General features: G+C 67.8%; 20 protein-coding genes and 1 tRNA gene. 11 read left to right on the forward strand and 10 right to left on the reverse strand.

Going from position 1 to position 26,294, the window contains the following annotated elements:
* Positions 1-506: 506 nt before the first annotated feature.
* Positions 507-2,252: a S8 family peptidase gene (locus NR101_RS07175; RefSeq protein WP_256774990.1), complete on the forward strand. Its 1,746-nt coding sequence runs from the start codon at positions 507-509 to the stop codon at positions 2,250-2,252.
* A gap of 505 nt (positions 2,253-2,757) precedes the next feature.
* Here the strand turns inward: NR101_RS07175 and NR101_RS07180 are convergent.
* The 3 genes from NR101_RS07180 to wrbA all read right to left on the reverse strand — a co-directional run bounded on the left by NR101_RS07180 (position 2,758) and on the right by wrbA (position 4,269).
* Entirely contained in the window at positions 2,758-3,243 is a 486-nt protein-coding gene (locus NR101_RS07180; RefSeq protein ID WP_256774991.1) for an asparaginase domain-containing protein, read from the reverse strand.
* A gap of 103 nt (positions 3,244-3,346) precedes the next feature.
* Positions 3,347-3,682 carry a DUF2069 domain-containing protein gene (locus tag NR101_RS07185; RefSeq protein ID WP_256774992.1) on the reverse strand — a complete coding sequence of 112 codons (336 nt, stop codon included), beginning with the start codon at positions 3,680-3,682 and terminating at the stop codon, positions 3,347-3,349.
* The gene (wrbA, locus tag NR101_RS07190) at positions 3,679-4,269 is read right to left on the reverse strand and encodes an NAD(P)H:quinone oxidoreductase (RefSeq protein ID WP_256774993.1); all 591 of its coding nucleotides are present in this window, start codon (positions 4,267-4,269) and stop codon (positions 3,679-3,681) included. The genes NR101_RS07185 and wrbA overlap by 4 nt, the downstream gene beginning before the upstream one ends.
* A gap of 82 nt (positions 4,270-4,351) precedes the next feature.
* Between wrbA and NR101_RS07195 the strand changes: the two genes are divergently transcribed.
* On the forward strand, positions 4,352-5,629 hold the full coding sequence (locus NR101_RS07195) for a YihY family inner membrane protein (RefSeq protein WP_256774994.1): 1,278 nt from the start codon (positions 4,352-4,354) through the stop codon (positions 5,627-5,629).
* On the forward strand, positions 5,626-6,201 hold the full coding sequence (locus tag NR101_RS07200) for a TlpA disulfide reductase family protein (protein WP_256774995.1): 576 nt from the start codon (positions 5,626-5,628) through the stop codon (positions 6,199-6,201). Before NR101_RS07195 ends, NR101_RS07200 begins: the two co-directional genes overlap by 4 nt.
* A gap of 14 nt (positions 6,202-6,215) precedes the next feature.
* Here the strand turns inward: NR101_RS07200 and ppk2 are convergent, their stop codons facing one another.
* The 4 genes from ppk2 to hemA are packed head-to-tail and all read right to left on the reverse strand — an operon-like array spanning position 6,216 to position 11,102.
* Complete coding sequence (gene ppk2 / locus NR101_RS07205; RefSeq protein WP_256774996.1) at positions 6,216-6,998, reverse strand: polyphosphate kinase 2; 783 nt, start codon at positions 6,996-6,998, stop codon at positions 6,216-6,218.
* A 51-nt stretch (positions 6,999-7,049) separates the two neighbouring features.
* Positions 7,050-8,753, reverse strand: coding sequence for a tetratricopeptide repeat protein (locus NR101_RS07210; protein WP_256774997.1), 1,704 nt, complete (start codon positions 8,751-8,753; stop codon positions 7,050-7,052).
* Between the two features lie 2 nt (positions 8,754-8,755).
* The gene (gene prfA / locus NR101_RS07215) at positions 8,756-9,841 is read right to left on the reverse strand and encodes a peptide chain release factor 1 (RefSeq protein WP_256774998.1); all 1,086 of its coding nucleotides are present in this window, start codon (positions 9,839-9,841) and stop codon (positions 8,756-8,758) included.
* Positions 9,819-11,102: a glutamyl-tRNA reductase gene (gene hemA / locus NR101_RS07220; protein WP_256774999.1), complete on the reverse strand. Its 1,284-nt coding sequence runs from the start codon at positions 11,100-11,102 to the stop codon at positions 9,819-9,821. Before hemA ends, prfA begins: the two co-directional genes overlap by 23 nt.
* A gap of 64 nt (positions 11,103-11,166) precedes the next feature.
* Here hemA and NR101_RS07225 point away from each other — a divergent pair, with 64 nt between their 5' ends.
* From NR101_RS07225 to ychF, 8 genes are all read left to right on the forward strand, one after another.
* Entirely contained in the window at positions 11,167-12,864 is a 1,698-nt protein-coding gene (locus tag NR101_RS07225; protein ID WP_256775000.1) for a tetratricopeptide repeat protein, read from the forward strand.
* Positions 12,861-13,523, forward strand: coding sequence for a lipoprotein insertase outer membrane protein LolB (lolB, locus tag NR101_RS07230; protein WP_256775001.1), 663 nt, complete (start codon positions 12,861-12,863; stop codon positions 13,521-13,523). Before NR101_RS07225 ends, lolB begins: the two co-directional genes overlap by 4 nt.
* Complete coding sequence (ispE, locus tag NR101_RS07235) at positions 13,520-14,389, forward strand: 4-(cytidine 5'-diphospho)-2-C-methyl-D-erythritol kinase (RefSeq protein ID WP_256775002.1); 870 nt, start codon at positions 13,520-13,522, stop codon at positions 14,387-14,389. Before lolB ends, ispE begins: the two co-directional genes overlap by 4 nt.
* A gap of 9 nt (positions 14,390-14,398) precedes the next feature.
* Positions 14,399-14,475: transfer RNA gene (locus NR101_RS07240), tRNA-Gln, on the forward strand.
* A gap of 133 nt (positions 14,476-14,608) precedes the next feature.
* Entirely contained in the window at positions 14,609-15,568 is a 960-nt protein-coding gene (locus NR101_RS07245; RefSeq protein ID WP_038692467.1) for a ribose-phosphate diphosphokinase, read from the forward strand.
* Positions 15,569-15,676: 108 nt separating this feature from the next.
* Positions 15,677-16,291: a 50S ribosomal protein L25/general stress protein Ctc gene (locus NR101_RS07250; RefSeq protein ID WP_256775003.1), complete on the forward strand. Its 615-nt coding sequence runs from the start codon at positions 15,677-15,679 to the stop codon at positions 16,289-16,291.
* An 80-nt stretch (positions 16,292-16,371) separates the two neighbouring features.
* Positions 16,372-16,950, forward strand: a complete 579-nt coding sequence (gene pth / locus NR101_RS07255) for an aminoacyl-tRNA hydrolase (RefSeq protein ID WP_256775004.1) — start codon at positions 16,372-16,374, stop codon at positions 16,948-16,950.
* A 52-nt stretch (positions 16,951-17,002) separates the two neighbouring features.
* Positions 17,003-18,094 carry a redox-regulated ATPase YchF gene (gene ychF / locus NR101_RS07260; protein ID WP_088434937.1) on the forward strand — a complete coding sequence of 364 codons (1,092 nt, stop codon included), beginning with the start codon at positions 17,003-17,005 and terminating at the stop codon, positions 18,092-18,094.
* Positions 18,095-18,648: 554 nt separating this feature from the next.
* Here the strand turns inward: ychF and NR101_RS07265 are convergent.
* The 3 genes from NR101_RS07265 to NR101_RS07275 all read right to left on the reverse strand — a co-directional run bounded on the left by NR101_RS07265 (position 18,649) and on the right by NR101_RS07275 (position 26,269).
* Entirely contained in the window at positions 18,649-22,071 is a 3,423-nt protein-coding gene (locus tag NR101_RS07265; protein ID WP_306175441.1) for an autotransporter outer membrane beta-barrel domain-containing protein, read from the reverse strand.
* Between the two features lie 307 nt (positions 22,072-22,378).
* Complete coding sequence (locus tag NR101_RS07270) at positions 22,379-23,020, reverse strand: response regulator transcription factor (RefSeq protein WP_256775006.1); 642 nt, start codon at positions 23,018-23,020, stop codon at positions 22,379-22,381.
* A gap of 30 nt (positions 23,021-23,050) precedes the next feature.
* Positions 23,051-26,269, reverse strand: a complete 3,219-nt coding sequence (locus NR101_RS07275) for a hybrid sensor histidine kinase/response regulator (protein WP_256775007.1) — start codon at positions 26,267-26,269, stop codon at positions 23,051-23,053.
* Between the last annotated feature and the right edge of the window lie 25 nt (positions 26,270-26,294).

Below are 26,294 nucleotides of genomic sequence, written 5' to 3' on the forward strand. Positions count from 1 at the left end.
GCGGGCTTTTTCAGGGCCGCACCAACCCGTTCCTGCGCGCAAGTTGCGCCGGCCGTTGGCCGGCTCCTCATGACCCCCGGCACCGCCAGCCGCGGTCAGCGCGAGCAGCCGGCCAACGGCGCGCACCAGATCGGCAGATCGGCACGTTGTCCAGCGGTGGCAACGACGTGCAGGCCCCGGCGCGCAAGGCTTGTCCGCGAATTGACGGTCAAGACAGCTGAAATGGACATGTGATGACGTTTCCTGACCGTTCGTCAGGCGGAGAGTTCCTTCACTTTCACAAACCCTCGACCCGAAAAGTCTCAGATCCGACATTTCATGTTCCTGAAGTGCGGCTGAAACATTGTTGAATGCGCACCGAGCCACTAGCGTCGCGATGGGCGGTTTGATTCAGGGGAACCGATCCAACACCTGGTCCGATCCGCGCCATCGACTTCAGCAGCCCCCGGGTCGGGACTGGACATTCAGCCGCGTTCGCGGCACCCACTGTCTGAAAGGGAAATCCGATGTCTCATGATTCGCAACCCCGTTTGCGTCAACGTGCATTGGTTGTACTGGGCGCGTCCGTCCTCTCCACCCTGCTGCTGGCCGCCCCGGCGTTCGCCGGCGACGTGCACCTGAGCGGCCTGTCGCCTGAGACGAAGCAGGAGCGCTTCATCGTTGGCTGGAAACCGGGCAGCCAGTTGGCGGCCACCCCGACGGCACTGGCCAGCTCGCTGAAAGCGGCCGCATTGGCTGTCCCTGCCTCGCAGGGCCGCGCGCTGGGCGTGCAGACGCTACGCCAGCTGGCCATCGGCCCGACCGTGGTCAAGGCCGACCGTCCGCTGGATGCGGCCGAGGCCGAACTGCTGATGCGCCGCCTTGCCGCCGACCCGAACGTGGCCTATGTCGAAGTCGATCAGTTGATGCACGCCACCCTGGTACCCAACGACACCCGCCTGTCCGAGCAGTGGGGCTTTGGCACCAGCAACGCCTCGATCAACGTGCGCCCGGCGTGGGACAAGGCGACCGGCACCGGCGTGGTCCTGGCGGTGATCGATACCGGCATCACCAACCACCCCGATCTCAACGCCAATATCCTGCCCGGCTACGACTTCATCAGCGACGCGGCGATGGCGCGCGATGGCGGTGGCCGCGACAACAATCCCAACGATGAAGGCGACTGGTACGGCGCCAACGAGTGCGGTTCGGGCATCCCGGCCTCCAACTCGAGCTGGCACGGTACCCACGTGGCCGGCACCATCGCGGCGGTGACCAACAACAGTACCGGCGTGGCCGGTACTGCGTTCAATGCCAAGGTCGTGCCGGTGCGCGTGCTCGGCAAGTGCGGTGGTTACACCTCCGACATCGCCGATGCCATCGTGTGGGCTTCCGGCGGCACCGTCAGCGGCGTGCCGGCCAATGCCAACCCGGCCGAAGTGATCAACATGTCCCTCGGCGGCAGCGGTACCTGCTCGACCACCTACCAGAACGCCATCAACGGCGCGGTCTCGCGCGGCACGACCGTGGTGGTGGCCGCCGGTAACAGCAACGCCAACGTGTCCACCTCGGTGCCGGCCAACTGCGCCAACGTGATCGCGGTCGCTGCGACGACCTCGGCCGGCGCCCGCGCCAGCTTCTCCAACTACGGCGCCGGCATCGATATCTCGGCCCCGGGCCAGGCGATCCTGTCCACCCTCAACAGCGGCACCACGGTGCCGGGCACGGCGTCCTACGCGTCCTACAACGGCACGTCGATGGCGGCGCCGCATGTGGCCGGCGTGGTCGCGCTGGTGCAGTCGGTGGCCCCGACCGCGCTCACGCCGGCGGCGATCGAGACGCTGCTGAAGAACACCGCACGGGCCCTGCCGGGCGCATGCAGCGGCGGTTGCGGTGCGGGCATCGTGGACGCCGACGCGGCGGTCACGGCGGCACTGGGCGGGACCAACCCGAACCCGGGCACCGGTACGGTGCTGCAGAACAATGTGCCGGTCAGCGGCCTGGGTGCCGCCAGCGGCGCATCGCTGGCCTACACGTTGACGGTGCCGTCGGGCAGTTCGCAGCTGAAGGTGAGCATCGCCGGCGGTAGCGGTGACGCCGATCTGTACGTGCGTTCGGGCAGCGCTCCGACCGACACGGTCTACAACTGCCGCCCGTACCTGAGCGGCAACAACGAAACCTGCACGATCACTTCACCGGCGGCCGGTACCTGGCACGTGCGGGTGAAGGGCTATTCGACCTTCTCCGGGGTCACCCTGACCGCGCAGTACTGAGCCCAGATCCCTCTCCAATGGGCACGCCCCGGTTTCGGCCGGGGCGTTTTTTTTGGATTTTCTTTTAGAAGCCAAAAGCTAGAAGCCGAAGCCGAAGCAGGAACAACGGCCGCGAGTTCGTGCCTGCTCTGGCTTGGGCGGGTACGGGTGGCGTTGCGGGACACGCCGCAAGTACGTCCCTGTCGGCGCGCATGCGCCATCCATGGCGCATGACGGTCCTGCAACGCCACCCGTACCCACTCTTTGACAGTGGGCTGGTGCGCAATGAAAGAGCGGAAGCGGGAACACGGAAGCGGCGGCGCTGGCGTTGTTTTGCCCGCAGTGCTTTTCCTCGGCTACCAGCCAACTGTCGAGGGTGGGGGTGTGCGAGGTTGCGGGACCGTCGTGCGCCATGGATGGCGCACGCGAGCCTCCAGGGACGGATTTACGGCGTGTCCCGCAATCTCACACACCCCCGCCCAGCCCAGCGCGCTCGAGGAGTGCGGCTTTTAGAAGCCCCAGCCGATCAGGCTTCTTCAAACCGATTGGCGGCCACGTTCTTTCGCACGTGTTCGGGATTCCAGATGCGCCCGTTCATGGCGATGTAGACGCCGCTGGCCAGCGACTGCACCGCGCCGATCGCGCAGCCGATGTTGAATTCCGCGTCTGAACCACGGAAGCGCGCCGGGCTCAACGCACCGGTCATCACGATGGTCTTGTCGGCGATGGTCTTGAGCACCTGGCCGGTCTGCACCATCGAATCGGTCCCGTGCGTCACCAGCACGTGACGGGTCGGCTGCGCGGCGATGGTGGCGCGGATCAACTCGCGGTCGTCATCGGTGATGTGCAGCGAATCCTTGCGCAGAATCGGAATCACGTTGAAGCGGAAGGTCACGCCCAGCTCGCGCAGGATCATCCCGATCTGCGGATCGCCGATCTGGTAATCCGACTTGTCGTCGAAGTAGATCTTGTCGATCGTGCCACCGGTGGTGATGATCAGTAGTTCTTCCATTGCGGGCATCCTGGATAGCGGTCAGAACCGCGCGGGCAACCCGCGCCGGGATGCAGATGATACGACCGCCAGCGCCGCCTCGCAGCCGTGGCGACGGGCGCGTTCAGCGCTTGCCGAAGCGCCGGCGCAGCCCGGGCGTGCTCGCCACGCCGATCACTGCCAGCGCCAGCAGCAGCTCGGCCCAGGCCCAGCCGGCCGTTTCCCGGTGGCTCCAGGCACTCATCACCCCGTGGCTGAACCAGAACAGCGCCAGCACGCCCGCCCAGAAGGCGGCCTTGCCGCGCCGCAGCCATACCCCAAGGGCCAGCAGCAGCGGCGGCAGGGTGAACACCAGCTGCGTGGCCAGCCAGTGCTTGTCGTGGGCGAACCACAGCGCATACAGCGCCGCCAGCGCGACCAGCAGCAGCGCCAGCGTCGCGTCCTGCGCGCGGCCCTTCATGCCAGCCGCCGCGCGATGTCGGCAACCCGTCGGCCCAGCGCCCGCGCCAGGATCGCCTCATCCTCGCTCGGCACCGGATTGTCATCGGCACCGGCCACATGGCTGGCGCCATACGGCGTGCCGCCGGTGGTGGTGTGGCTCAACGCGGGCTCGGTGAACGGAATGCCCACGATCAGGCAGCCGTGGTGCAGCAGCGGCACCTGCATCGACAGCAGGGTCGATTCCTGGCCGCCGTGCAGCGAAGCCGTCGAGGTGAATACCGCCGCCGGCTTGCCGGCCAGGGTGCCATTGACCCATTCGGCGCCCAGACCATCCAGGAAATGCTTGACCGGCGCGGCCATGTTGCCGAAGCGGGTGGGGCTGCCCAGGATCAGGCCGTCGCATTCGGCAAGATCGCTGATGTCCACGTACGGCGCGCCGTCTTCGGGCACCGGCGGGCGGGCGGTCTGCGTCACCGCGGCCACCTGCGGCACCGTGCGCAGCCGCGCGCTCATGCCGGGCACCTCGCCGATGCCACGCGCGATCTGGCGGGCCAGCCGGGCCACCGAACCGCCGCGGCTGTAATACAGCACCAGGATTTCCGCCATCGCGCTTCACTCATTGGGACCAGCGGCCAGTATGGCGATGCGATGCAGTCCCGCACACCCCTCTTCGGGTACCCTTGCGCCGATGGAACCCCTTGATACCGTCAATCTCTGGATGGAGCGCCTGCGTGATCGCGCGCGTGCCGCCAGCTTCGGTCGCTTCCTGTGGCGACGCTTCCTGGACGACCGCCTGTTCCAGGCGGCCGCCTCGCTGGCCTACACCACGGTGTTCGCGCTGGTGCCGCTGGCCATCGTGGTGTTCGGCGTGCTCTCGGCCTTCCCGGTGTTCGACCGCTGGAGCGACCAGCTCAGCGACTATGTGTTCTCCAACTTCGTGCCCAACGCCGCCCGCGCCGCCGAAGGCTACCTGCGTCAGTTCTCGGCGAGCGCGGGGCAGCTCACCGCGGCCGGCTTCATCGCACTGGTGGTGTCGCTGTTGATTACCCTCAACAGCGTCGAGCAGACCTTCAACCAGATCTGGCGGGTCAATTCCGGGCGTCCCAAGCTGACCCGCTTCCTGGTCTACTGGACCGTACTGACCCTGGGCGCGATGCTCGCCGCCGCCTCGCTGGCGGTATCGGCGCGGGTGTTCGCGCTGCCGTTGTTCGGCACCAGCGAAGGCCGCTGGCTGGCCAATTTTTCGCTGACCGTCGCGCCGTTCCTGATCGAGTTCGTGTGCATCATGCTGGTCTACCGGGTGGTGCCGCACCATGTGGTGAAGTGGCGCCATGCCATCCCCGGCGCGATCCTGGCCGCAGTGATGCTCGAGCTGGTGAAGTGGGGCATGGGCGCTTACCTGGGCAGCTTCCAGTCTTACCAGAAGCTCTATGGCACGGTTGCGTTCGTGCCGATCCTGCTGCTGTGGATCTACCTGTGCTGGGTCTCGGTGCTGCTGGGGGCGTCGCTGGCCTCCTCGATTGCCGCCTTCCGCTACCAGCCGGCCGACCTGCGCCTGCCCACCGGCTATGAGATCTACGGCCTGCTGCGCCTGATCGGGCGCTTCCAGCAGGCGCGCCGCGATGGACGCAGCCTGGACGATGACGAGATCCTGCGGCTGGAGCCGATGCTGACCGATTCGCTGCTGCAGACCATGCTCTGCGACCTGGAGGCAATCCGGGTGGTGCGCCGCGACGAACGCGGCGAGTGGCTGCTGGCGCGCGACCTGGACAAGCTGACCCTGGCCGATCTGTACGAAACCACCCAGATGCGTATCCCGATCCGCGAGGCCTACCTGCCGTATCGCGACGACAGCCTGGGCCAGGCGTCGGTGCTGGCCCTGGACACCCTGCGGTTGCCGCTGCGTGAACTGCTCAAGCGTCGCGTCAGCGACATCTATTCCATTCCCGGAGACACGCCCCCATGACCGTCAAGCCCCTGCTGCTGGCCATGAGCCTGCTGGCGCTGGCCGCCTGCAACAAGCCCACCGCGCAGCCCGATGCCGCCGCGCCAGCCCCCGCAACGCCGCCCGCGCCCGTCACTGAACCGGTGGCGCCCGCGACGGCCGAAACCGCACCGACCGACCGCAAGACCGTCGAGCGTCCGACCCTGACACTGCCGGCGCTGGATGGCAGCACCTACGACCTGGCCGCGCACCGCGGCAAGTGGGTGGTGGTGAACTTCTGGGCGACCTGGTGCGCGCCGTGCCGCAAGGAGATGCCGGAGTTGTCGGCACTGCATGCCATGCGCAGCGAGATCGAGGTGGTGGGCCTGGCCTTCGAGGACATCGAGCCGGCGGAAATGAAGGCGTTCCTGGACAAGCGTCCGGTGACCTATCCCATCGTGATCGTCGATACGTACAACCCGCCGGAAGACTTCGCCATTCCGCGCGGGTTGCCGCTGACCTACCTGATCGCACCGGACGGCAAGGTCGCCAAGGAATTCCTCGGCCCGGTCACCGCGCACGACATCGAAACCCGGATCGCGCAGGGCGGCTGACGCCGCCCCCGGCGTCAGTCGGCCAGCGGATACGCCTCGATCGGCTTCAACACGTCGAAGTGTTCCTTGTGCAGCTTGCCCTTCAACGGCGGCAGGGCGAGCTCCGGCTCGTCCACGCGGGTGTCGGGCAGGCGGTCGAGCAGGTTGCGGATCAGTCCCAGCCTGCCGCGCTTCTGGTCATTGAAATCCACCAGTGTCCACGGCGCTTCCTCGCGATGGGTGGCGCGCAGCATGGCCTCGCGCGCTTCGGTGTACGCGCTGTACTTGCTGCGCGATTTCAGGTCCACCGGTGACAGCTTCCAGCCCTTGAGCGGGTCGACATGGCGCTCGGCGAAGCGCTTTTCCTGCTGCGCCTGGTCCACGCTGAGCCAGTACTTGAACAGCAGGATGCCGTCGTCGATCAGCAGTTTCTCGAACACCGGCGTCTGCGCAAGAAAAGCGTGGTACTCAGGCTCGCTGCAGTAGCCCATCACGTGCTCGACGCCGGCGCGGTTGTACCAGCTGCGGTCCATCAGCACGATCTCACCGCCGGCCGGCAGGTGCGACACATAGCGCTGGAAGTACCACTGCGTGCTCTCGCGGTCGGTGGGTTTGGGCAACGCCACCACTCTGCACTGGCGGGGGTTGAGATGGTCGGCGATGGCCTGGATGGCGCCGCCCTTGCCGGCGGTGTCGCGGCCTTCGAACAGCACCAGCACGCGTTGGCCGGTGTGCTGCACCCAGCGTGCCATGGCGATGAGTTCCAGCTGCATCGGTTCCAGCAGGGCCTGGTAGTCCTTGCGTTTGAGCTTGCCCATCGGCGTGCCTCGGTCGTTCACAGGAAAGCCCGAGCCTAGCGCAGCGGTGGGTCAGGGCGTGTGTGCGCCCTGCCAACCGCGTTCGCGCGCCATCGTCTCGACCGCGGCGCTGAAGTCACCGGCGAAGCCGGCCATGTCGAACAGCCCGCTGTCGACGCGGCGCTGCGCCAGCTCCGCGCGAAGTGCCTGCAAGGCCGCCGGATCGTTGCCGAGTGCGATGGCGGTGGCGACGAAGGCGCGGTCGTCGGCGACGTTCATGCGCGCCAGCCCCAGGTGATGGTTGAGGCTGCCGGCCACGCGCGCGGCGAAGGTCGCACCCGGGCAGGTCAGCACCGGGCAGCCGGCCCACAGCGCGTCCGAGGCGGTGGTGTGGGCGTTGTAGGGGTGGGTGTCCAGGAACAGGTCGGCCAGCGCATAGCGGGCCAGGTACTCCGGATGCGGCAGCTTGGGCATGAACACCAACCGCGCCGGGTCCAGCTGCGCCTGGCGTGCGGCGCTGCGCAGGCGCGCATCGGCATTGCCGGGACCGGACAGCAGCCACAGCACGCTGCCGGGTACGCCCTGCAGCACCGCGAACAAACGCTGCACGCTGCGCGGATTGAGTTTGTAGCTGTTGTTGAAGCAGCACAGCACCACGCCGTGGGCCGGCAGCCCGCAGGCCTCGCGCGACGGCGGCGGCTGCAGTATTCGGGTGTTGTCCGAGGGCTGGAACGCGCGCGGCAGGCGTCGTACGTCTTCGCTGAAGCCGGCGTCCAGCGCGGGCGGCAGCACGAAGGCATCGGCGAGCACGTGGTCGATCCACGGCGCGCCGGCGGTGCCGGGGTAGGCCAGCCAGTTCACCTGCACCGGTGCCGGACGCATCGCCAGCACCTGCGGGGTGCCGCCGCCGCCCCAGCCGCGCAGGTCGAACAGCACATCGATGCCGGCCGCGCGGATGCGCTCGGCGATGCGCTGGTGCGGCAGTGCGCCGATCTCGTGCAGCTGGGTGGCCGCGGCGTGCAGGCGCGCGCGGATGCGGCTGCCGTCGTCGCCATTGAGCGCGAACAGGTGCAGCTCCAGTGTGCCCAGCGCGCGCAGCTGCTCGAACAGGGCCACGGTCAGCAGCCCGGTCGGATGCGCGCCGAAACCGTTGGACAGGAAGCCCACGCGCAGGCGGCCGTGCGCGCGCACCGTGGCGGCGGGCAGCGGACGCACGTCGGCGGCAATGGCCGCCGCGCGTTGGCGCGCGCACGCCAGTTGTTCGGCCGCGCTGCTCTCTTCGCTGAGGAAGGCGAACGGCTCCACCGCCGCCTGGCCCTGCGCGACCGCCTGGCGGACCTGGGCCGACAGGCGGTCGATATCGCGCCAGTCGCACAGACGGCGCTGCCAGTTGAGCAGGTGTGCGCTGATGTAGGGTTCGCCGGGCAGCAGCATGTGCGCATGGCGATACGCATCGGCGGCCGCTTCGGGCTGGCCGGCGTCTTCCAGTGCATGGCCCAGCCACAAGGCGATGCCCGGGTGCTGCGGGGCCAGGTTCGAGGCCTGGCGCAGCAGCGCGGCGGCCTCGTCGTGGCGGCCCTGCATCCAGCGCGCGCGGCCCAGCCGGGCCAGGGCTTCGGGATGGTCGCCGCGCAATTGCAGTGCACGCGTGGCGGCGTGTTCGCCGGCGGCGATGTCGCCCGCTTCCAACTCGGCGTCGGCCAGCATCACCCAGGCGATGAAGTCGGTCGGCTGGCGTTGCACCGCCAGGCGCAGCTGCTGCCGATCCGGCGCCATGCTCAGGTGCCTGCCGCCAGCTGCGCCAGTTCGTCGGCCTGGTGTTCGTGGATCAGGCGCTCGACCAGCGTGTCCATTTCACCGGCAATGATGTTGGGCAGGTCGTACAGGGTCAGGCCTTCCACGCGATGGTCGGTGATCCGGCCCTGCGGGAAGCTGTAGGTGCGGATGCGCTGGCTGCGGTCACCGCTGCCCACCTGCAGGCGACGGCTCTCGGCGGTGGCGGCGGCCTGCTTGCTGCGCTCGGCATCCAGCAACTGCGCCTTGAGGCGCTTCATCGCCTTGTCGCGGTTGGCGTGCTGGCTGCGCTCGGTCTGGCATTCCACCACCACGCCGGACGGCACGTGGGTGATGCGGATCGCCGATTCGGTCTTGTTGACGTGCTGACCACCGGCGCCGGACGAGCGGAAGGTATCCACCCTCAGGTCGGCCGGGTTGATCACGATCTCGTCGACCTCGTCGGCCTCGGGGATGATCGCCACGGTTGCGGCCGAGGTATGGATGCGGCCCTGCGATTCGGTGGCCGGTACCCGCTGCACGCGGTGCGTGCCCGACTCGAACTTCAGCTTGGAATACGCGCCACGCCCGACCACGCGCGCCACCACTTCCTTGTAGCCCCCATGTTCGCCGGGGCTGTCCGATTCGATCTCGACCTTCCAGCCCTGGCGCTCGGCATAGCGGGCATACATGCGGAACAAATCGCCGGCGAAGATCGCCGCTTCGTCGCCCCCGGTCCCGGCGCGCACTTCCAGGAACAGGTTGCCGTCGTCGCGTGGATCGCGCGGCACCAGCAGCAGCGCCAGGTCCCGGTCCAGCTGTTCCAGCCGTTGCTGGGCGGCGGTGATTTCTTCTTCGGCCAGCTCGCGCAGGTCCGGGTCGTTGCGCATCGCTTCGGCGGCGGCCAGGTCGGACAGGGCACGGGCCTCGTCGGCCAGCGCGGTGGCGATCGGCTGCAGCTGTGCGAATTCGCGCGAGAACGCGCGGAAGCGGTCGTTGTCGCTGACCACCGAAGGGTCGGCAAGCAGGCGTTCGAGTTCTTCGCGGCGTTCGGCCAGCGCTTCCAACTTACGGCGCAGGGTCGGCGTCATCGGTCTTCACAGGAGGGTGTTGATAACCCGGCTTGGCCGGGAACAGGCGCTCGGCGGCGCGGGTCAACTCAGTATCGCCGGTCAGCGCGGCCGCGCGCAGCGCCGCGGTGGGCGGGTGCAGCAGGCGGTTGGTCAGGCCGTGGGCCAGCAGTTCCAGCACGTCCTCCGGCGATTTGCCGTGGGCCAGTTGCTGGCGCGCCTTGTCCAGCATCTCCACGCGGGTCGCCTCGCCATAGGCGCGCAGTTGCAGCAGCGGCGCCTGGTGGGCGCTGGCCTGCAGCGTCTCCACGAAGCGGGCGACCTGCAGTTCGATGATCGCCTCGGCTTCGGCGGCGGCTTCGCGGCGGCTGCGGCGGTTGTCTTCGACCGCGCGCTCCAGGTCATCGACGGTGTACAGGAACGCATCCTGCAGGTCGCCCACGCCGGCCTCGATGTCACGCGGCACGGCCAGGTCGAACAGCAGCATCGGTTTGTGCTTGCGGGTCTTGAGCGCAGCGGCGACGTGCGCGCGGGCGATCACCGGCTGGCGCGCGGCGGTGGCCGAGAACACCACGTCGGCCTCACCCAGGTGACGCTCCAGTTCGCTCAGCGGCAGCGCCACGCCGCCATGCCGGCTGGCCAGGTCCTGCGCATGGGCCAGCGTGCGGTTGGCCACGAGCAGGCGCCGCACCTTGCCTTCGCTGAGGTGGCGCGCGGCCAGCTCGATGGTTTCCCCCGCGCCGACCAGCAGCACGGTGGAGTCTTCCAGCCGCGCAAACGAGTTCTGCGCCAGGCGCACGGCAGTGGAGGCTACCGAGACCGGGTTGGCACCCACCCGCGTATCGGTGCGGGCGCGCTTGGCCACCGAGAAGGTCTGCTGGAACAGCCGGTCCAGGCGCTGGCCGAGCAGGCCGTGGTCGCGCGCGGTCGCCCACGCGTCCTTGACCTGGCCCAGGATCTGGGGCTCGCCCAGCACCATCGAGTCCAGTCCGGTGGCGACCCGGAACAGGTGGCGCACCGCGTCGGCATCGGCATGCTGGTACAGGTACCCGTGCAGCGCGCCGGCGTGGGATTCCAGCCAGTGCGCCAGCGCCTCGCTCGATTCGGCCACCGCGTACAGCTCGGTGCGGTTGCAGGTGGACAGCAGCACCGCCTCGGCTACCTGTGGCGTATCGCGCAGCGACGCCAATGCCTGGGGCAGGGCGTCGCCGCCAAAGGACGCGCGTTCGCGCAGTTCCACTGGCGCGGTCTGGTGATTCAGTCCGAGCACCCACAGGGTCATTGTTCAGTTGCTTGCGATAAGCTGCTGGCCATTCAAGTCGTCATTTTAAGGCCAGAAGCCCCCGATGCCCGCATTGATTCGCATCTCCAGCGTTCTGCTGCTGTCCTTGTCCGCCGCCAGTGCCTTCGCGGCCCCGGCGACGGCCCCCGCCACACCCCCGTCCGCCAAGGCCAAGGTGGCCGAAACCGCGCCGCTCACCCCGGTGATGGCCGGCGAGTTCGCGTTGCAGGCCGGCAAGCTCGCCGACGCCGCGCGCTGGTATCTGGAGGCGGCCGAGGCCGGCAGCGACGATGCCGGGCTGGCTGAGCGGGCCACCCGCATCGCCATGCTCGCCGACGATGACAAGCGCGCCGCCCGCGCACTGGCGTTGTGGGAAGCCCGTGCGCCGCGTTCGCTGGCCATGCGCAGCGCCGCCGCCGCGCTGGACATGCGCCAGAACGATGTGAAGGCCGCGCGCACCGAACTCGGTGCGCTGCTCAAGGACCCGGACCCGCGTGGCTGGAAGTTCGCCATCGCCGCGCTGATCGGCGGTGGCCGTGATCCAGCCGTGCCGGCGCAGGTGCTGGGTGGCCTGGTCGATGACAACGCGATCCCCGACCAGCTCGAGGTCTGGCAGGAACTGGGGCGGCTGGCGATGCGCATGGAACGCCCCGACCTGGCCAAGCGCATGGTCGACGAAGTGGTCAAGCGCTTCCCCAATGAACCGCGGGTGGCGCTGTTGAATGCCAGCCAGCTGGCCCAGGCCGGCAAGCAGGACGAAGCGCTGGCGCTGCTGCACGGGGTGGAACCCCGGAGCCGCCAGGATCCGGAGCTGCGCAACGCGCTGGCCATCGCCTACGACAGCATGGGCGATGCCCGTTCGGCCGCGCGCGTGCTGGCGGTGGGCCCGCAGGATGTGCAGACCTGGGGCATGCGTGCCTCGCTGCTGGCCAAGCAGAAGGACGATGCCGCGCTGCTGGCCCTGTATACGGATCTGTCCAGGCAGGCGGCCAAGCCGGATCCGGCGCAGCGCCTGCTGCTGGGCAAGATCGCCGAGTATCTGAAGCGCCCGGCCGAGGCGGTGGACTGGTACCACAGCGTGCCCGGCGGCGATGAACTGGACGAGGCGCGCCTGCGCGCGGCCAATGCGCAGTACGAGGCCGGGCGCACGGACAAGGCATTTGCCGAAGTCCACACGATCCAGTCCGATGCCAGCGTCGATGACGACGCCCGCCGCGATGCCTACCTGCTGGAGGCCGAGCTGCGCCAGCGCGGCGAGGACCTGCCCGGCGAACTGGACGCCCTGGCCCGTGGCCTGGCCGCGTATCCCGATGAGGGCGCGCTGCTGTACGCGCGCGCCCTGGCCTGGGAACGCCGCGACGATGTACCACGCGCCGAAGCCGACCTGCGCAAGGTGCTGGTGACCGATCCGGAAAACGTGGCCGCGCTCAATGCGCTGGGCTACACCCTGGCCGACCGTACCCAGCGCTATCAGGAGGCGCTGGAGCTGATCGACCGCGCCCGCGTCGCCGAGCCGGACAATGCGGCCATCGTCGACAGCTACGGCTGGGTGCTGTATCGCCTGGGCCGCAACGAAGAGGCGTTGGTGCAGCTGCGCCGCGCCTGGACCCTGGCCAAGGACCCGGAGATCGCCGCGCATGTGGGCGAGGTGCTGTGGGTGCTGGGCCGCAAGGAAGAGGCGCGGCGTTTCTTCGACGAGGCACGCAAGCTGGACCCTGACAACCGCGCCCTGCAGCGCGTGATCGAGAAATACGGCGTATGAATCTGCAGCTGCTCAAGGCCGGCGCCGCGCTGGCGATGGGGCTGACGTTGTCGGCCTGTGTGTCGCTGGACGAGCGCAAGGCCCCGTCCGCCCCGGCCGTGGTGACGACCGTGTCGGCGCAGGCACAGCAGGCCGAAGCCGCCCGCGTGGCAGCGCTGCGCACGCAGCCGCAGTGGTCGTTCCAGGGCCGCGTGGCGATCAACAAGGGGCGCAATGGCGGCAATGGCCGCATCGACTGGCAGCAGCGGGATCGCCAGTACGTGGTCGAGCTGAGTGCGCCGGTGACCCGCCAGAGCTGGAAGCTGACCGGAGACAGCCACCACGAAGGGGGTCGCCTGGAAGGTCTGGACGGCGGTCCGCGGGAAGGCGAGGACGCCCAACAGGTGCTGTTGGATGCGACCGGCTGGGACATCCCGGTCAATCAACTGCCGGACTGGGTGCGTGGCCTGGTGGCCGATGACACCGCCCCGGCCGAGCAGGTCGAGCGCGATGGTGATGGCCGTCCGCGCCGGGTCGTGCAGATGGGCTGGCAGATCCAGTACCTGGACTGGTACCCGGCCGAAGGCGATCGCCCGATGCTGCCGCGCCGGATCGAAGCAGTCAACGGCGATGCCAAAGTGCGCCTGGTAGTCGACAGCTGGGTGCTGCGCAGCCCATGAGCGGCCTGGACCTGAATGCGGGCTGGTCGCAGTGGCCGGCCCCGGCCAAGCTCAACCTGTTCCTGCACATCACCGGCCGCCGCGCCGATGGCTACCACCAGCTGCAGACGGTGTTCCGGCTGCTCGACTGGGGCGACCAGATCCGGCTGCGGGTGCGTGAGGACGGACGGATCCAGCGTGAAGGCGCGTCGGTGGCAGGGGTGGCAGAAGCCGACGACCTGGCCATCCGTGCAGCGCATCTTCTCAAGAATGCCGCCAATGTCGGCCAAGGTGCCGATATTGGTGTCGAAAAACACATTCCGGCCGGCGGCGGCTTTGGCGGGGGATCGTCCGATGCGGCCACCGTGCTGGTCGCACTGAACCGGCTGTGGAACGCGGGCATGGACGTCGATACCCTGGCCGCGCTGGGCCTGGAGCTGGGCGCGGACGTGCCGGTCTTCGTGCGCGGGCACAACGCCTGGGCCGAAGGCGTGGGCGAGCAGCTCACCGCGATCGCGCTACCCCCGGCCTGGTTTGTACTGGCCGATCCGGGGGTGCATGTGCCCACGCCGCGACTTTTCGCGGATCCGGATTTGACGCGAGACGCCCCAGTGGCGAAAATAGCGGACTTCGCTTCCGGGTCTTTGCTCGGGAATGCGTTCGAGCCGGTATTGCGCCGCCGCGAGCCCGCCGTAGAGGCAGTGCTTGCGACGTTGAGCAGGATCGGCCGGGCACGACTCACCGGGTCGGGAAGCGGTTGTTTCGTCGAGTTCGCCACGCGCGCTGCTGCAGAGCAGGGCCTGGCGCGGTTGCCGAAGGAACTGCGGGCATGGGTAGTGGCGGGCGTGGAGCGTTCGCCGTTGCTTGATGTACTCGAGCGTTATTGATTTTGATGCAGGGGCGTCGCCAAGAGGCCCAAGGCACCAGGTTTTGATCCTGGCATTCGGAGGTTCGAATCCTCCCGCCCCTGCCACTTGCGGATATCAGCCGCGTTCCCATGCGCACGCCTGCGCGGGCACGGCCGATGTCTCGCGGTGTTGTCACCGCAGACACTCCAGGGTGCCGGCGGCCGAGTTCTCCAATCGCTCCCGCCCGAGACCGTCATGATGCAAGATCACCCCAACCTGCTGGTATTTTCCGGCAACGCCAACAAGCGCCTTGCGCAGAGCATCTGCAAGGAACTGGGGGTGCGGCCGGGCAAGGCATTGGTGTCGCGCTTCTCCGATGGTGAAGTGCAGGTCGAGATCGAAGAAAACGTCCGCAAGCAGGACGTGTTCGTGATCCAGCCGACCTGCGCGCCCAGCGCGGAAAACCTGATGGAGCTGCTGGTGCTGATCGATGCACTCAAGCGCGCCTCGGTCAACAGCGTCACCGCCGTGGTGCCGTACTTCGGCTACTCGCGCCAGGATCGCCGCATGCGTTCCTCGCGCGTGCCGATCACCGCCAAGGTCGCCGCCAAGATGTTCAGCGCCGTCGGCGCCGACCGGGTACTGACGGTGGATCTGCATGCCGACCAGATCCAGGGCTTCTTCGACATGCCGGTGGACAACGTGTATGCCTCGCCGCTGCTGCTCGCCGATATCTGGCGCGCCTACGGCACCGAAAACCTGATCGTGGTGTCCCCGGACGTGGGTGGCGTGGTGCGTGCACGTGCCGTCGCCAAGCGCCTGGACGATGCCGACCTGGCGATCATCGACAAGCGCCGGCCGCGCGCCAACGTCTCCACCGTGATGAACATCATCGGTGACGTCGAAGGCAAGACCTGCGTGATGGTCGATGACATCGTCGATACCGCCGGCACCCTGTGTGCGGCTGCCGCAGCGCTGAAGGCGCGTGGCGCCCTGAAGGTGGCCGCGTATTGCACCCACGCCGTGCTCTCGGGCCCGGCGGTGGACAACATCAACAACTCCCAGCTCGATGAGCTGGTGGTGACCGACACCATCCCGCTGCGCGAAGAGGCGCGGGTGTGCAGCAAGATCCGCCAGCTCAGCGTGGCGGAAATGCTGGCCGAGACGATGCGCCGCATCGCCTTCGGCGAATCGGTCAGCTCGCTGTACGTGGATTGATTTTTTTCCGGCCACCGGCAACGGTGGTCGGGTCCCGGGTACGTCTGGTCGCGGACGTGCCCTCATTCGCCAAGCCCTCGGGCAAGGCACCAACTGGTAGTCAATACAATGTCCAAGACCCATGAAATCAAGGTCACCGCTCGTGACGTGCAGGGCAAGGGTGCGAGCCGCCGCCTGCGTCACGCCGGCGTGATCCCGGCCGTCGTGTACGGCGGCGAAGCCGCGCCGATCAACATCAACCTGGACCACAACCAGATCTGGCTGGCCCAGCAGAACGAGTGGTTCTACTCGTCCATCCTGAACCTGAACCTGGACGGCCAGGTCACCAAGGTGCTGCTGCGTGACATGCAGCGCCACCCGTTCAAGCAGCTGATCATCCACCTGGATTTCCTGCGCGTGAACGAGAACGAGGCCCTGACCGCCAACGTCCCGCTGCACTTCATCAACGAAGACACCTCGCCGGCTGGCAAGGCTGCCGACGTCGTGGTCACCCACGAACTGAAGGAAGTGACTGTCACCTGCCTGCCGAAGGACCTGCCGGAGTCGATCGACGTCGACCTGAGCGAGCTGAAGGCTGGCGACGTGGTCTACCTGTCGGATATCAAGCTGCCCAAGGGCGTTGAGATCCCGGCCCTGGCCCAGGGCAAGGACCATGACGATGCGATCGTCACCGCCAAGCACGGCAAGGAAGACGCTGCCGACGAAGCGCCGGCCGCAGAGTAAGGTATTGCGGCGCCTGTCCTCCGGGGCAGGCGCCGTTTCTGTATGTACCGGCACAGGGCGGGTACCGACGAAGAAGAGTGATGACAGGATTGCGATTGATCGTTGGTCTGGGCAACCCCGGACCCGAGCACGCCCAGACCCGGCACAATGCCGGGTTTCGTTTCATTGACGCCCTGGTCGCACAGGCCGGCGCGCGTTGGAGCGTGGACAGCAAGTTGTTCGGCGAGACCGCCAAGGTCGACATCGCCGGGCAGGCGGTGTGGCTGCTCAAGCCCGCCACCTTCATGAATCTCAGTGGCAAGTCGGTTACTGCCGCACAGCGTTTCTGGAAGATCGAACCGGAACAGACCCTGCTGGCGCACGATGAGCTGGACCTGCCGCCCGGCGTGGCACGGCTCAAGTTCGACGGCGGCCATGGCGGCCAGAACGGCCTGCGCGACACCATCCGCCTGCTGGGCCACGGCCGGTTCCACCGCCTGCGCATCGGCATCGGTCACCCCGGTCACAAGGACCGCGTGGTGCCGTGGGTGCTGGGCCGCGCGAGCAAGGACGACGATGTGCTGATCGGCCACGCCATCGACGATGCGATCGACGTGCTGCCGCTGGCGGTATGCGGCGATTACAGTGAGGCGATGAAACGCCTGCACACCCCGAAATAACCACGGTGTACCGATCCACGGTCGGTACCTACCACCCCAGAGGCTGTCAAAGATGGGTATCAAATGCGGCATCGTCGGTCTGCCCAACGTCGGCAAATCGACCCTGTTCAATGCGCTGACCAAGGCGGGCATCGCCGCGGCCAACTTCCCGTTCTGCACGATCGAACCGAACGTCGGCATCGTGCCGGTGCCGGACCCGCGCCTGAACGAGCTGGCCGCGATCATCAACCCGCAGAAGGTCATCCCGACTGCAGTGGAGTTCGTGGACATTGCCGGCCTGGTCGCCGGTGCCGCCAGTGGTGAAGGGCTGGGCAACAAGTTCCTGGCCCACATCCGCGAGGTGGACGCGATCACCCACGTGGTGCGCTGCTTCGAGAACGCCGACGTCATCCACGTCAACAACAAGGTCGACCCGCTGTCGGACATCGATACCATCGATACCGAACTGGCCCTGGCCGATCTGGACAGCGTCGAAAAGGCGCTGAATCGCGCCGAGCGCGCCGCCAAGGGCGGCGACAAGGAAGCGGCCGCGCGCAAGCCGGTGCTGGCCAAGCTGCAGGCCGCGCTGGCCGACGGCAAGGCCGGTCGTACCGCCGGCCTGGACGAGGAAGAGAAGGCGCTGGTCCGCGACCTGTTCCTGCTGACCCTCAAGCCGGTGATGTACATCGCCAACGTGCTGGAAGACGGCTTCGAGAACAACCCGCACCTGGACGCCGTGCGCGCCCGTGCCGCCGAGGAAGGCGCGCAGGTTGTGCCGGTGTCGGCGGCGATCGAGGAAGAGCTGTCGCAGCTGGACGACGAAGACCGCGACACCTTCCTGGCCGACCTGGGCCTGTCCGAGCCGGGTCTGAACCGCGTGATCTACGCCGCTTACCAGCTGCTGGGCCTGCAGACCTACTTCACCGCTGGCGTGAAGGAAGTCCGCGCCTGGACCGTGCGCAAGGGCGCCACCGCGCCGCAGGCCGCCGCGGTGATCCACACCGACTTTGAGAAGGGCTTCATCCGCGCTGAAACCATCGCCTATGACGACTTCATCAAGTACAAGGGCGAAGCCGGCGCCAAGGAAGCCGGTCGCCTGCGCCTGGAAGGCAAGGAATATCGCGTCCAGGAAGGCGACATCCTGCATTTCCGCTTCAACGTCTGATCGCATCGCCGGTTGATGCCCGCAACGCCCCGCCTTGAGCGGGGCGTTTGCGTTGGTGGCGCGCGATCCCGTGCGCTGGATAAAAAATCACCACTGCTGAGAATGCCCGGCAGGTGGGGCTCTGCACCACTTGTCCACAACAAACGCCCATCGCTCTCCACGTCCCATGTGGAAAACCTGGCCCGGTGGCGCCGGCCGTTGGCCGGCGCCCACGCAATCCTCCACCGCAGACCACGTGGACAATTAATGACCACGCGTGGAAACCCTTGCCGCGTACCGCTTACGCAGGGTTGTCCACAACAAACCCCCACCGCTTTGCCCAGGCGCTGTGGAAAACCGCGTCAGCACCTGGACAAAAAAACGCCACGCCCCGAAAACGTTGGCGTGGCTGGCTTGCACCGACTTGTCCACATCAAACCCCCACGACTTTCCACGCGGGGTGTGGAAAAGCCACATGCGTGCAGGGGTGTGTTCGGCGTTGCGTGGCGCCGGCCAGCGGCCGGCGCTACCGGTGGTGCCCGTTTCCGGCCCTACGACCGGAAGCGGGCACGCCGTCACCAGCTGTAGGAAACGCCGAGCTGCGCGCTGGTATCGCGGTAGCCCTGGCTGCCGGTCTGGTGCCCGAGCTGGCCCCAGCCGCGCCAGCCACCGGCAAGGTTCACCTGCACGCCTGCCTTGGCCTCGTAGATGTCGTCGGGCAGGTCGCGGCGGATCGACACGTCGTCGACCGCGATCGCCGACGCGTTGCCACCGGACCACCAGTTGACCGCGACGAACGGATGCACATCGCCTTGTTTTGGCGTCAGTGCGCGGGTGTACAGACGTGCACCCAGCCGGGTACTGGTACCGCCGGCGCGACGGCTCTCCACGGCGGTGCCATTGGCTTCGACCACGTTGTCGGCGTCGTAACGGTTGTGGACGACCTGCAGCTGCGGTTCCAGGTAAAGGCCGCGATCGGCAGTGCGCTGCAGCGGCAACACGTAGCCGGCTTCCACCGAACCGCTCCAGTTGCGCGAACGGTAGCGTTCCTCGGCCAGGCCTTCGCCCTGCACGCGGTTGCGGAAGCGGCTGTACTGCACCCAGCTGTCCACATACGCACCCTGTTGCATGTCCGCGTCCTGCAACCAGGTGCCGTACAGGCCAAGGGTGGTGCCGGTGACCACGCCGCGCGCGGCGTAGCCGGTCACCGTTGATACGGCATCACTGCTGGCGCGGCCATGGCCACCCATCAGCCCCAGCTGCAGCTGGCCGCCCACGTTGGCGGCCAGCGCATGTCCAATGCCGACCATGACGCTGTCTACGCGGCTGTCCACGCGGACCTGCTCGCCAGCGGCGTGCCGGTCCAGGTTGCTGCTGCGTACGTTTGCCCAGGCCAGCGCGCCGGTTGCATCCTCGGCGTGGACACGGGTGCCCGGATCGCCGGCACGGTCATGCAGGCTGTGCTGGAACATGCGCAGGGCGGCGGACTGGTTGGCCAGGTAGATGGCAGGCTCCGGGCGTTCGACCTTGGGGCCCGGATCCACCGGATCCACCGGATCCACCGGATCGATCGGGTCGACCGGGTCGACCGGCTGGCCGGGATCGGGAGTGGCCGGATCCACCGGGTCGATCGGATCTACAGGTTCCACCGGGTCCACGGGATCTATGGGATCTACGGGCTCCACCGGGTCCACCGGCGCCACATATTCCGAGCGCAGGTACCAGTTGCCGTCATCCGGCGTACTCACCCCGCCCTTGTACAGGAAGTAGTCGTAGGCACCGGCCACGGCGCGCCCCTGCAGCGTGAACTGCGCGTCGGACTGGCCGGCCACGCTGATCAGGCGGATGCCTTCGCTGGTGAGCGCGCCGGCGCCGCCGGCATTGTCCACCCGCACGTTCGCAGTGCCGCTGCTGTTGCCCTGGATCACCAGCGCATCGCCGGCCGAGCCATCATCGCCAAGCTGGCGATTCATCACCCACGTGCCGCCATTGCCAACGTAGTCGCCGGTGATGGTCAATGTCTTGAAGTCGCCCCGCGTGGGTGCGACGAACGCGATCGTTCCGGCATGCTGCAGCGTCCCCACGGTGGAATCGCCGCGCAGGTTCCAGCGGCTGCTGTCATCCATCGACAGCGACGCCACGTGGAAGCCGCTGTCGCCGCGCAGCGCGCCGGTCAGCACGCTGGCGTTGGCCAGCGCCATCTGCACGTTGGCGGTGGCGCTGTCCACCACCACATCGCCGGTCAGGCGGCTGTTGTCGGCGCTGAAGAGAATGTCCGAGGTCGCCACCGAGCTGCCATCGGTGAACACGGTATCGCTGACCCGCAACAGCCGGCCACCGTCCACGCTGCCGGCCTGGCGGGCAACCACGTCGGTGTTGTTGAGCGTCAGCGCATGATTGCTGCCCTGCAACCACAGCGCGGGGCCGTCTTCGGTCTGCAACTGGCTGTTGTTGAAGGTCAGGCGGTCCCAGTACGGGCCGAACACGGTGATGTAGGAGCGATACGCACCGCTGCCTGCGCCCTTGGCATGAATGCCCAGATTGTCCGCGGTGAGCTGTGCGGTGTTCATCTGCACGATGCCGAACGCTGCATCGCCCAGCACGGTGATATGGCCGCCATCGAGCTGCACGTCGGCCGTGCTGCCGCCCAGGAACACGCCGCCACCGCCGTTGCCGTAGGTGGTGATGTCCAGATCGTTGGCGCGGATGCGCGAGTATGGCGTGGGCGGGTTGCTGCCCGACGCACGCAAGCCGTAGACGCCGTCACCGTGTGTATCGATGCTGCCGCCGGTCATTGTCGCGGTGCCGCCCCAGACGTCCACGCCATGGCCGTAGCCGTTGGTGCCATAGGTGCTGATCACCGTATCGGTCAGATCGGCCAACGAGGCGGCGCTGGACAACCACAGCCCGGACTGGCCATCGCGCACGGTGAAATGTGCGCCGTTGGCGGTGAGCTGGCCCCATTCGTTGACGTTGACGCCGTAGCCGCCGGTGGTATCGAACGTTCCGCCGGTTACCTCGGCCGATGCGTGAATCCCGTTGGCCCGATTGCCGAGCAGGCGGATGCTGCCGCCGTTGGTGGTGGCGCTACCGCCGTTGATGCGCAGCAGGCCGCCGTTGTTGATGTCGAAATAGCCATTGACCACATCGACATCGGTCAGCGACAGCACACTGCCCACGCCGTTGGAGGACAGCCTGCCGCTGTAGCCGTTGTTGCCCGAGGCAAAGGTAAGCTGCAGCGCTTCCATCGCCAGCAGCGCGCCGCCCTCGGCAGACACGGCGCTGTTGCCACCGTTGTTGATTTCGGTGCCGGTCACGTGCAGCTCGCTACCGCTGCCGGTGGCGTACAGCGCATGCCCGCCACTGCTGACGCGGCCGCCGGTCAGCCAGACCTTGCCGCCGCCGGTGGCATTGACCGTGCCGTAGCCGGAGCCGTTGCGATATGCATCGATGACCAGGTTGTTGGCGCGGATCACGCTGCCCGCGCCGCTGGCATTCAAGGCATAGCCGACGCTGGCGCTGCCGTCGCCGAGCTGGATGTGGCCGCCCTCGATCTGCACGCTGCCGCCGGACATGGCGCCGATGCCGCTGCCGTTGCCGGTAACGCCCAGGTCCAGGTCGGTGGCGTGCAGCGTAGCGTCCTGACCCGTTACGGTCACCGCGTAGCTGCTGCCGGTGTGCAGCACGCTGTCACCGCTGGCCAGGTCGAGCGACTCGCCTGCGTTGACGGTGATCGGCACGGTGTAATCCAGCGCGCTGGCCGGCAGCGCCGCCAGCAGTGCCGCACCGAGCGCGATCCGGGTCGGCAGTCCGGCGCGGACCGCGCGCGTGGTCATGGACACCGTGCCACGCTGCCGCGCAAGTTCGGACACCACCTTGCAGCGTCCATTCACGGGGTCCCGCACCAATCGGTAGATTCTGTTCATCCTGGTTTTTCTCGTCGCAAGGCAGCCGTCCGGCGTACGCCAGACGGATCTGCAGACCATGTCGATCGCCATCCGGCGACCACCGTTGCGGCGTCACCGGCACAGGCCGGCAACGCCGCATGGCGACAAGGCGCGGGGGAGGGGGGCGGATGGCAGCGCCATCGCCACGACACGCCGGGGCGTGCATCAGGGGCGTCCTTGAAGCCGTACCGGCGCGACCACTGCGCAGCCGGTAAGCACAGGCTAGGCAGTGACTGCCACCGGAGACATCAGGCGATCCCTAAAGTACGCCGATGCCGGCAGCGTGGTTGGGCCGGCAGTCAGCGAATGCGACAGGCAGGCGCGGTATCCGCCGGCCTCGGGCAGGCCGCGCGCCTGCTCAGGTGAACAGGTCCGATGCCAGGCAGAAGGTGATCAGTTCCTGGTCGGTCTTGGCTCCCAGCTTGCGCATCGCGTTGACCTTCTGGGTGCTGACGGTCTTGCTGCTGCGGTTCAGTCGTCTGGCGATGTCGCCCACGCTCTGGCCGTTGGCGAACAGCCGGATCACCTCGAACTCGCGTGGCGACAGCAGCGAGGCCGAGGAGGCATCACCGGCCCCCGGCAGGGCCTCCTCGCGCGGCAGGTCCGGCGAGCGGTACACGCGCTGGGCCAGCACCGCAGACAGCGCGACGTTGAGTTCCTTCAGATCCCCACTCTTGCGTACCACGCCGCTGGCGCCGGCCCGGTACATCTCGGCGATGATCGAGGGATTGGAGACCATGGTCAGGATCAACACCTGGACATCGGGAAAATTGCGCAGCAGGTAGGAGATCAGCTTGATGCCATCGCCGAGGGCGTCATCGCCGGGCATGTTGTAGTCGGTGATGACGATGTCCGGTGCCAGCGTCTGCATCAACTCGACCAGTGCCGCCGGACTCTGTGCCTGGCCGACCACCTCCAAGCGCGGGTCGCGGTCGATGACATCGGAGATGCCGGCCAGCACGATCGGGTGGTCATCGGCAATGACGATCTTGGTCTTCATGCGTGTTCTCGGCACCGGCAGGAGCAAAACTCAGGGGACATCGGTGGCTTCCGGTGGCGAGCGTTCCAGCCGCACCAGCGCGCGTTCCAGTTCGATCAGGAAGGCCTGCGCTGCCGCGCTGCACGCCGCCACCGTCGCGCCGGCGGCGATTCTATCTTCGATCACCTGGGCAACGTCGACCAGGCGTTGCGCCGAGACCATCACCAACGCCCCGCGGATGCGATGCAGCATCTGCCGGATCTCGTTGGCCTGGCCGCTCTCAACGGCCGCCGACAGGCCCTGCAGGTCGCTGCGCATGGTGGTCAGGAACAGCTCGCGCAGGTGGTCGGAGACGACGATCGTATCGACTGGCACATCGCGGGTCGGTGAAAGGTCCACTCCGGCAGGGGCCACCGGTTCGGTCAACCCACTGAGCTGGCGGTACAGCGCCTGCAGCGAAATCGGCTTGACCAGGCAGCTGTCCATCCCGGCGCTGCGGCAGCGCTCGCGCTCTTCCGGCGCGGCGTTGGCGGTGGCGCCGATGATGGGTACACGCACGCCGTCTGCGCGCAACCGGCGGGTGAGGGCATACCCATCGATGTGCGGCATGTTGACGTCGGTGAGCACCGCGTCGAAGCGACGCTGTGACCAGTAGCCCAGCGCTTCGTCGCCATCGCTGGCCACCACGGCGTGGCAGCCCAGCTGTTCCAGCTGTTCGCGCAGGATCATCTGGTTGATCGGATTGTCCTCGGCGACCAGCACGTGCAGGCCGAGGCGACGGAACTGCGGCGCGGCCGCCGGCGCCTGCCGTGGCGCATCCCCGCCTGCGGCCATCAGCAGCGCATCCACCATGGCATCCAGGTTGTGCATGGACACCACCCAGCGCCCGTCGATCCGCTCGGGATGGTCACCGCCGTCGCTTCTGGCCACCACGTGCGGCCCAGCCCAGCCGGGATCGGGCTCGTCCAGCAGCACATCCAGCAAGGGGGTGTGTGCGCTGAAGTTCTGTGCCGATTCGCTGTGGTAGACCTGCGCGGCGGCGCCGCGCTGGCGCAGGCGCTCGCACAGGTTGTCGGCCAGTTCGCGCGATGGCGAGCGCACGTAGACCGCCACGCGCTGGCCGAACGCCGGACGCTGCTCGGCCAGGTCGGGGCTTTCGGCCAGCGGCAGTTCGAAGCTGAAACTGCTGCCCAGCCCGCTGTCGCTGACCACCCGCAGTTCGCCCCCCATCAACTGCACCAGATGCGCGCTGATCGCCAGCCCCAGCCCGGTGCCGCGCAGCGCATCGGTGCCCGGGTTGGCCTGGTAGAACGGCTCGAACAGTCGTGCCTGGTGCTCCTGCTGGATACCGATGCCGGTGTCGGCCACCTGCCAGCTCAGTCGCGGCAATTCCCCCGCCGCTTCCACCGCGCGCAGGCGCACGACGATACGGCCGGCATCGGTGAACTTGATCGCGTTGCTGATGAGGTTGTTGAGCACTTGTCGGATGCGCGCGGCATCGCCGATCACCAGCGCCGGAACAGTGCCGTCGATGCACGCATACAGCTGCAGCCGCCTGCGCGTGGCCGAAGCGGCATACGAGCGCAATACGTCTTCGGTCAATCCCGCCGGACAGAACGCGACCGGCTCCAGTGCCAGCTGCCCGGCCTCTGCCTTGGACACGTCGAGGATGTCGCTGATCAACTGCATCAGGGTCGACGACGAGCGTTGGATCGTGCCCACGTACTCCTGCTGTCGGCTGTCCAGTGGGGTCAGTCCGAGCAGCTCCAGTGTGCCCAGTACGCCGTACAGCGGCGTGCGGATCTCATGGCTCATCGTCGCCAGGAACAGGCTCTTGGCCCGGTTGGCCTGGTCGGCGGCCACGCGCGCCTGCTGCAGCACCAGTTCGGCGTCGTGCTGGGCGGTGAGGTCGATGAACAGACACAGCATCACCGGCTCGCCGCGGTAGCGCGCGGCGGTGACGGTCACCAGCAGATGGCGTCCGTCGGGCGTGGTGTAGGGCCGCGTGGCAGGGCCCTGGGTATCCGCGTCGGCCGACGCATCATCGCGCCACCCACCGTGCCAGCCGGGTGCGTCAGGATGCTCTCCCAGCCAGTTGCGTGCCAGGGCGTTCTCCAGGATCACCCGACCATCGCGCTGGCGCAGCAGACACAGACCGATGGGTGCCGCGTCCAGCACGGTGCGGCTGAACGCTTCGCTTTCCAGCAGACGCTCATGGTTCTGGCGCAGCGGGACCAGAACCGAGCGTCGATAGCTGCGCAGCACCAGCACGCCGCCCAGCGCCAGCAGCAGCGCGGCGATCACGCTGCCGATCAGCGGCCCGCGGGGATGGCTGAGCAGGCGCGCCCAGCGCACCTGGTACACGGCCTGCCAGCCATTGCTGGTTCGCATGCGGTAGATCACCCCGTCACGGGTAAAGCTGCGCTGCGCGCCGCCGCCCTCCAGGTGGGGGCCGTGCACCAGTCGACCGTTCGGGTCGACGATGGACAGCTGGTCGTAGATCGTCTCGCCCAGCAGCTGACGACGGTCGTCCAGGCGCGACAGGTCCAGCAGGCAGGCGATCGCCGGCATGGCCCGGGCGTCCGTATCGCCCCACGCGTCGATGTCCCGCGGTGCCTGTGCGATCGACAGCAGGCGGTTGTTGCCATCGCCGGGATCGCGCTGGAACCAGCGCACATCGCCGCGTTGCAGCGAGACACTGGCCGCCACCGCGTGGATGTAGCGCAGCAGCGCCTGCATCGGTGCCGAGGCGGGCCGCACCGGGTCGATATCGTCCACCGTGAGCGGCACCAGCAATCCGGCCGTGCCTTCGCCGCTGACCAGCAGGCAGCGCGGTGAGGGATACAGCGATTCAGCCCAGAACGCGCCGTAGAAGCCGGAGAATCGCACGCCCAGCGCCGATGCCGTGTGTGGCGGGGGCGCCTGGTCATGCAGTACCGAGAACGGGATGTAGGCCCGCGCCGGATTGGCCGCCTCCACGCTGCCCGACAGTGGCTGGCTGCGGACGGTTCCTGGTGGACCACCGGGCACCGCCGCGCGCTCGTGATCATGGGCGCGCCAGCGCCGCATGAAGCGCTCCTGTTCCTGCAGTGCGCCATCCAGGCGGCGGAAGTGGAAATCGATCTTGCCCTGTTCCTCGCGCAGCAACTGCAAGGTGGTGGACAGCACCAACCCGGCCTGGATCGTGGCCAGGACGATCACGCCGATCAACAGCGCGTGCACGCGCAGCGAACGGCGGGCGAGCTGGCGGATGGGTGCGGCCTCGGGCATGGAATCCCCTTGTGATGGTGGCAAC

The sequence above is a fragment of the Stenotrophomonas sp. Ste86 genome (genome assembly GCF_024519465.1).
Taxonomy (GTDB): Bacteria; Pseudomonadota; Gammaproteobacteria; order Xanthomonadales; family Xanthomonadaceae; genus Stenotrophomonas.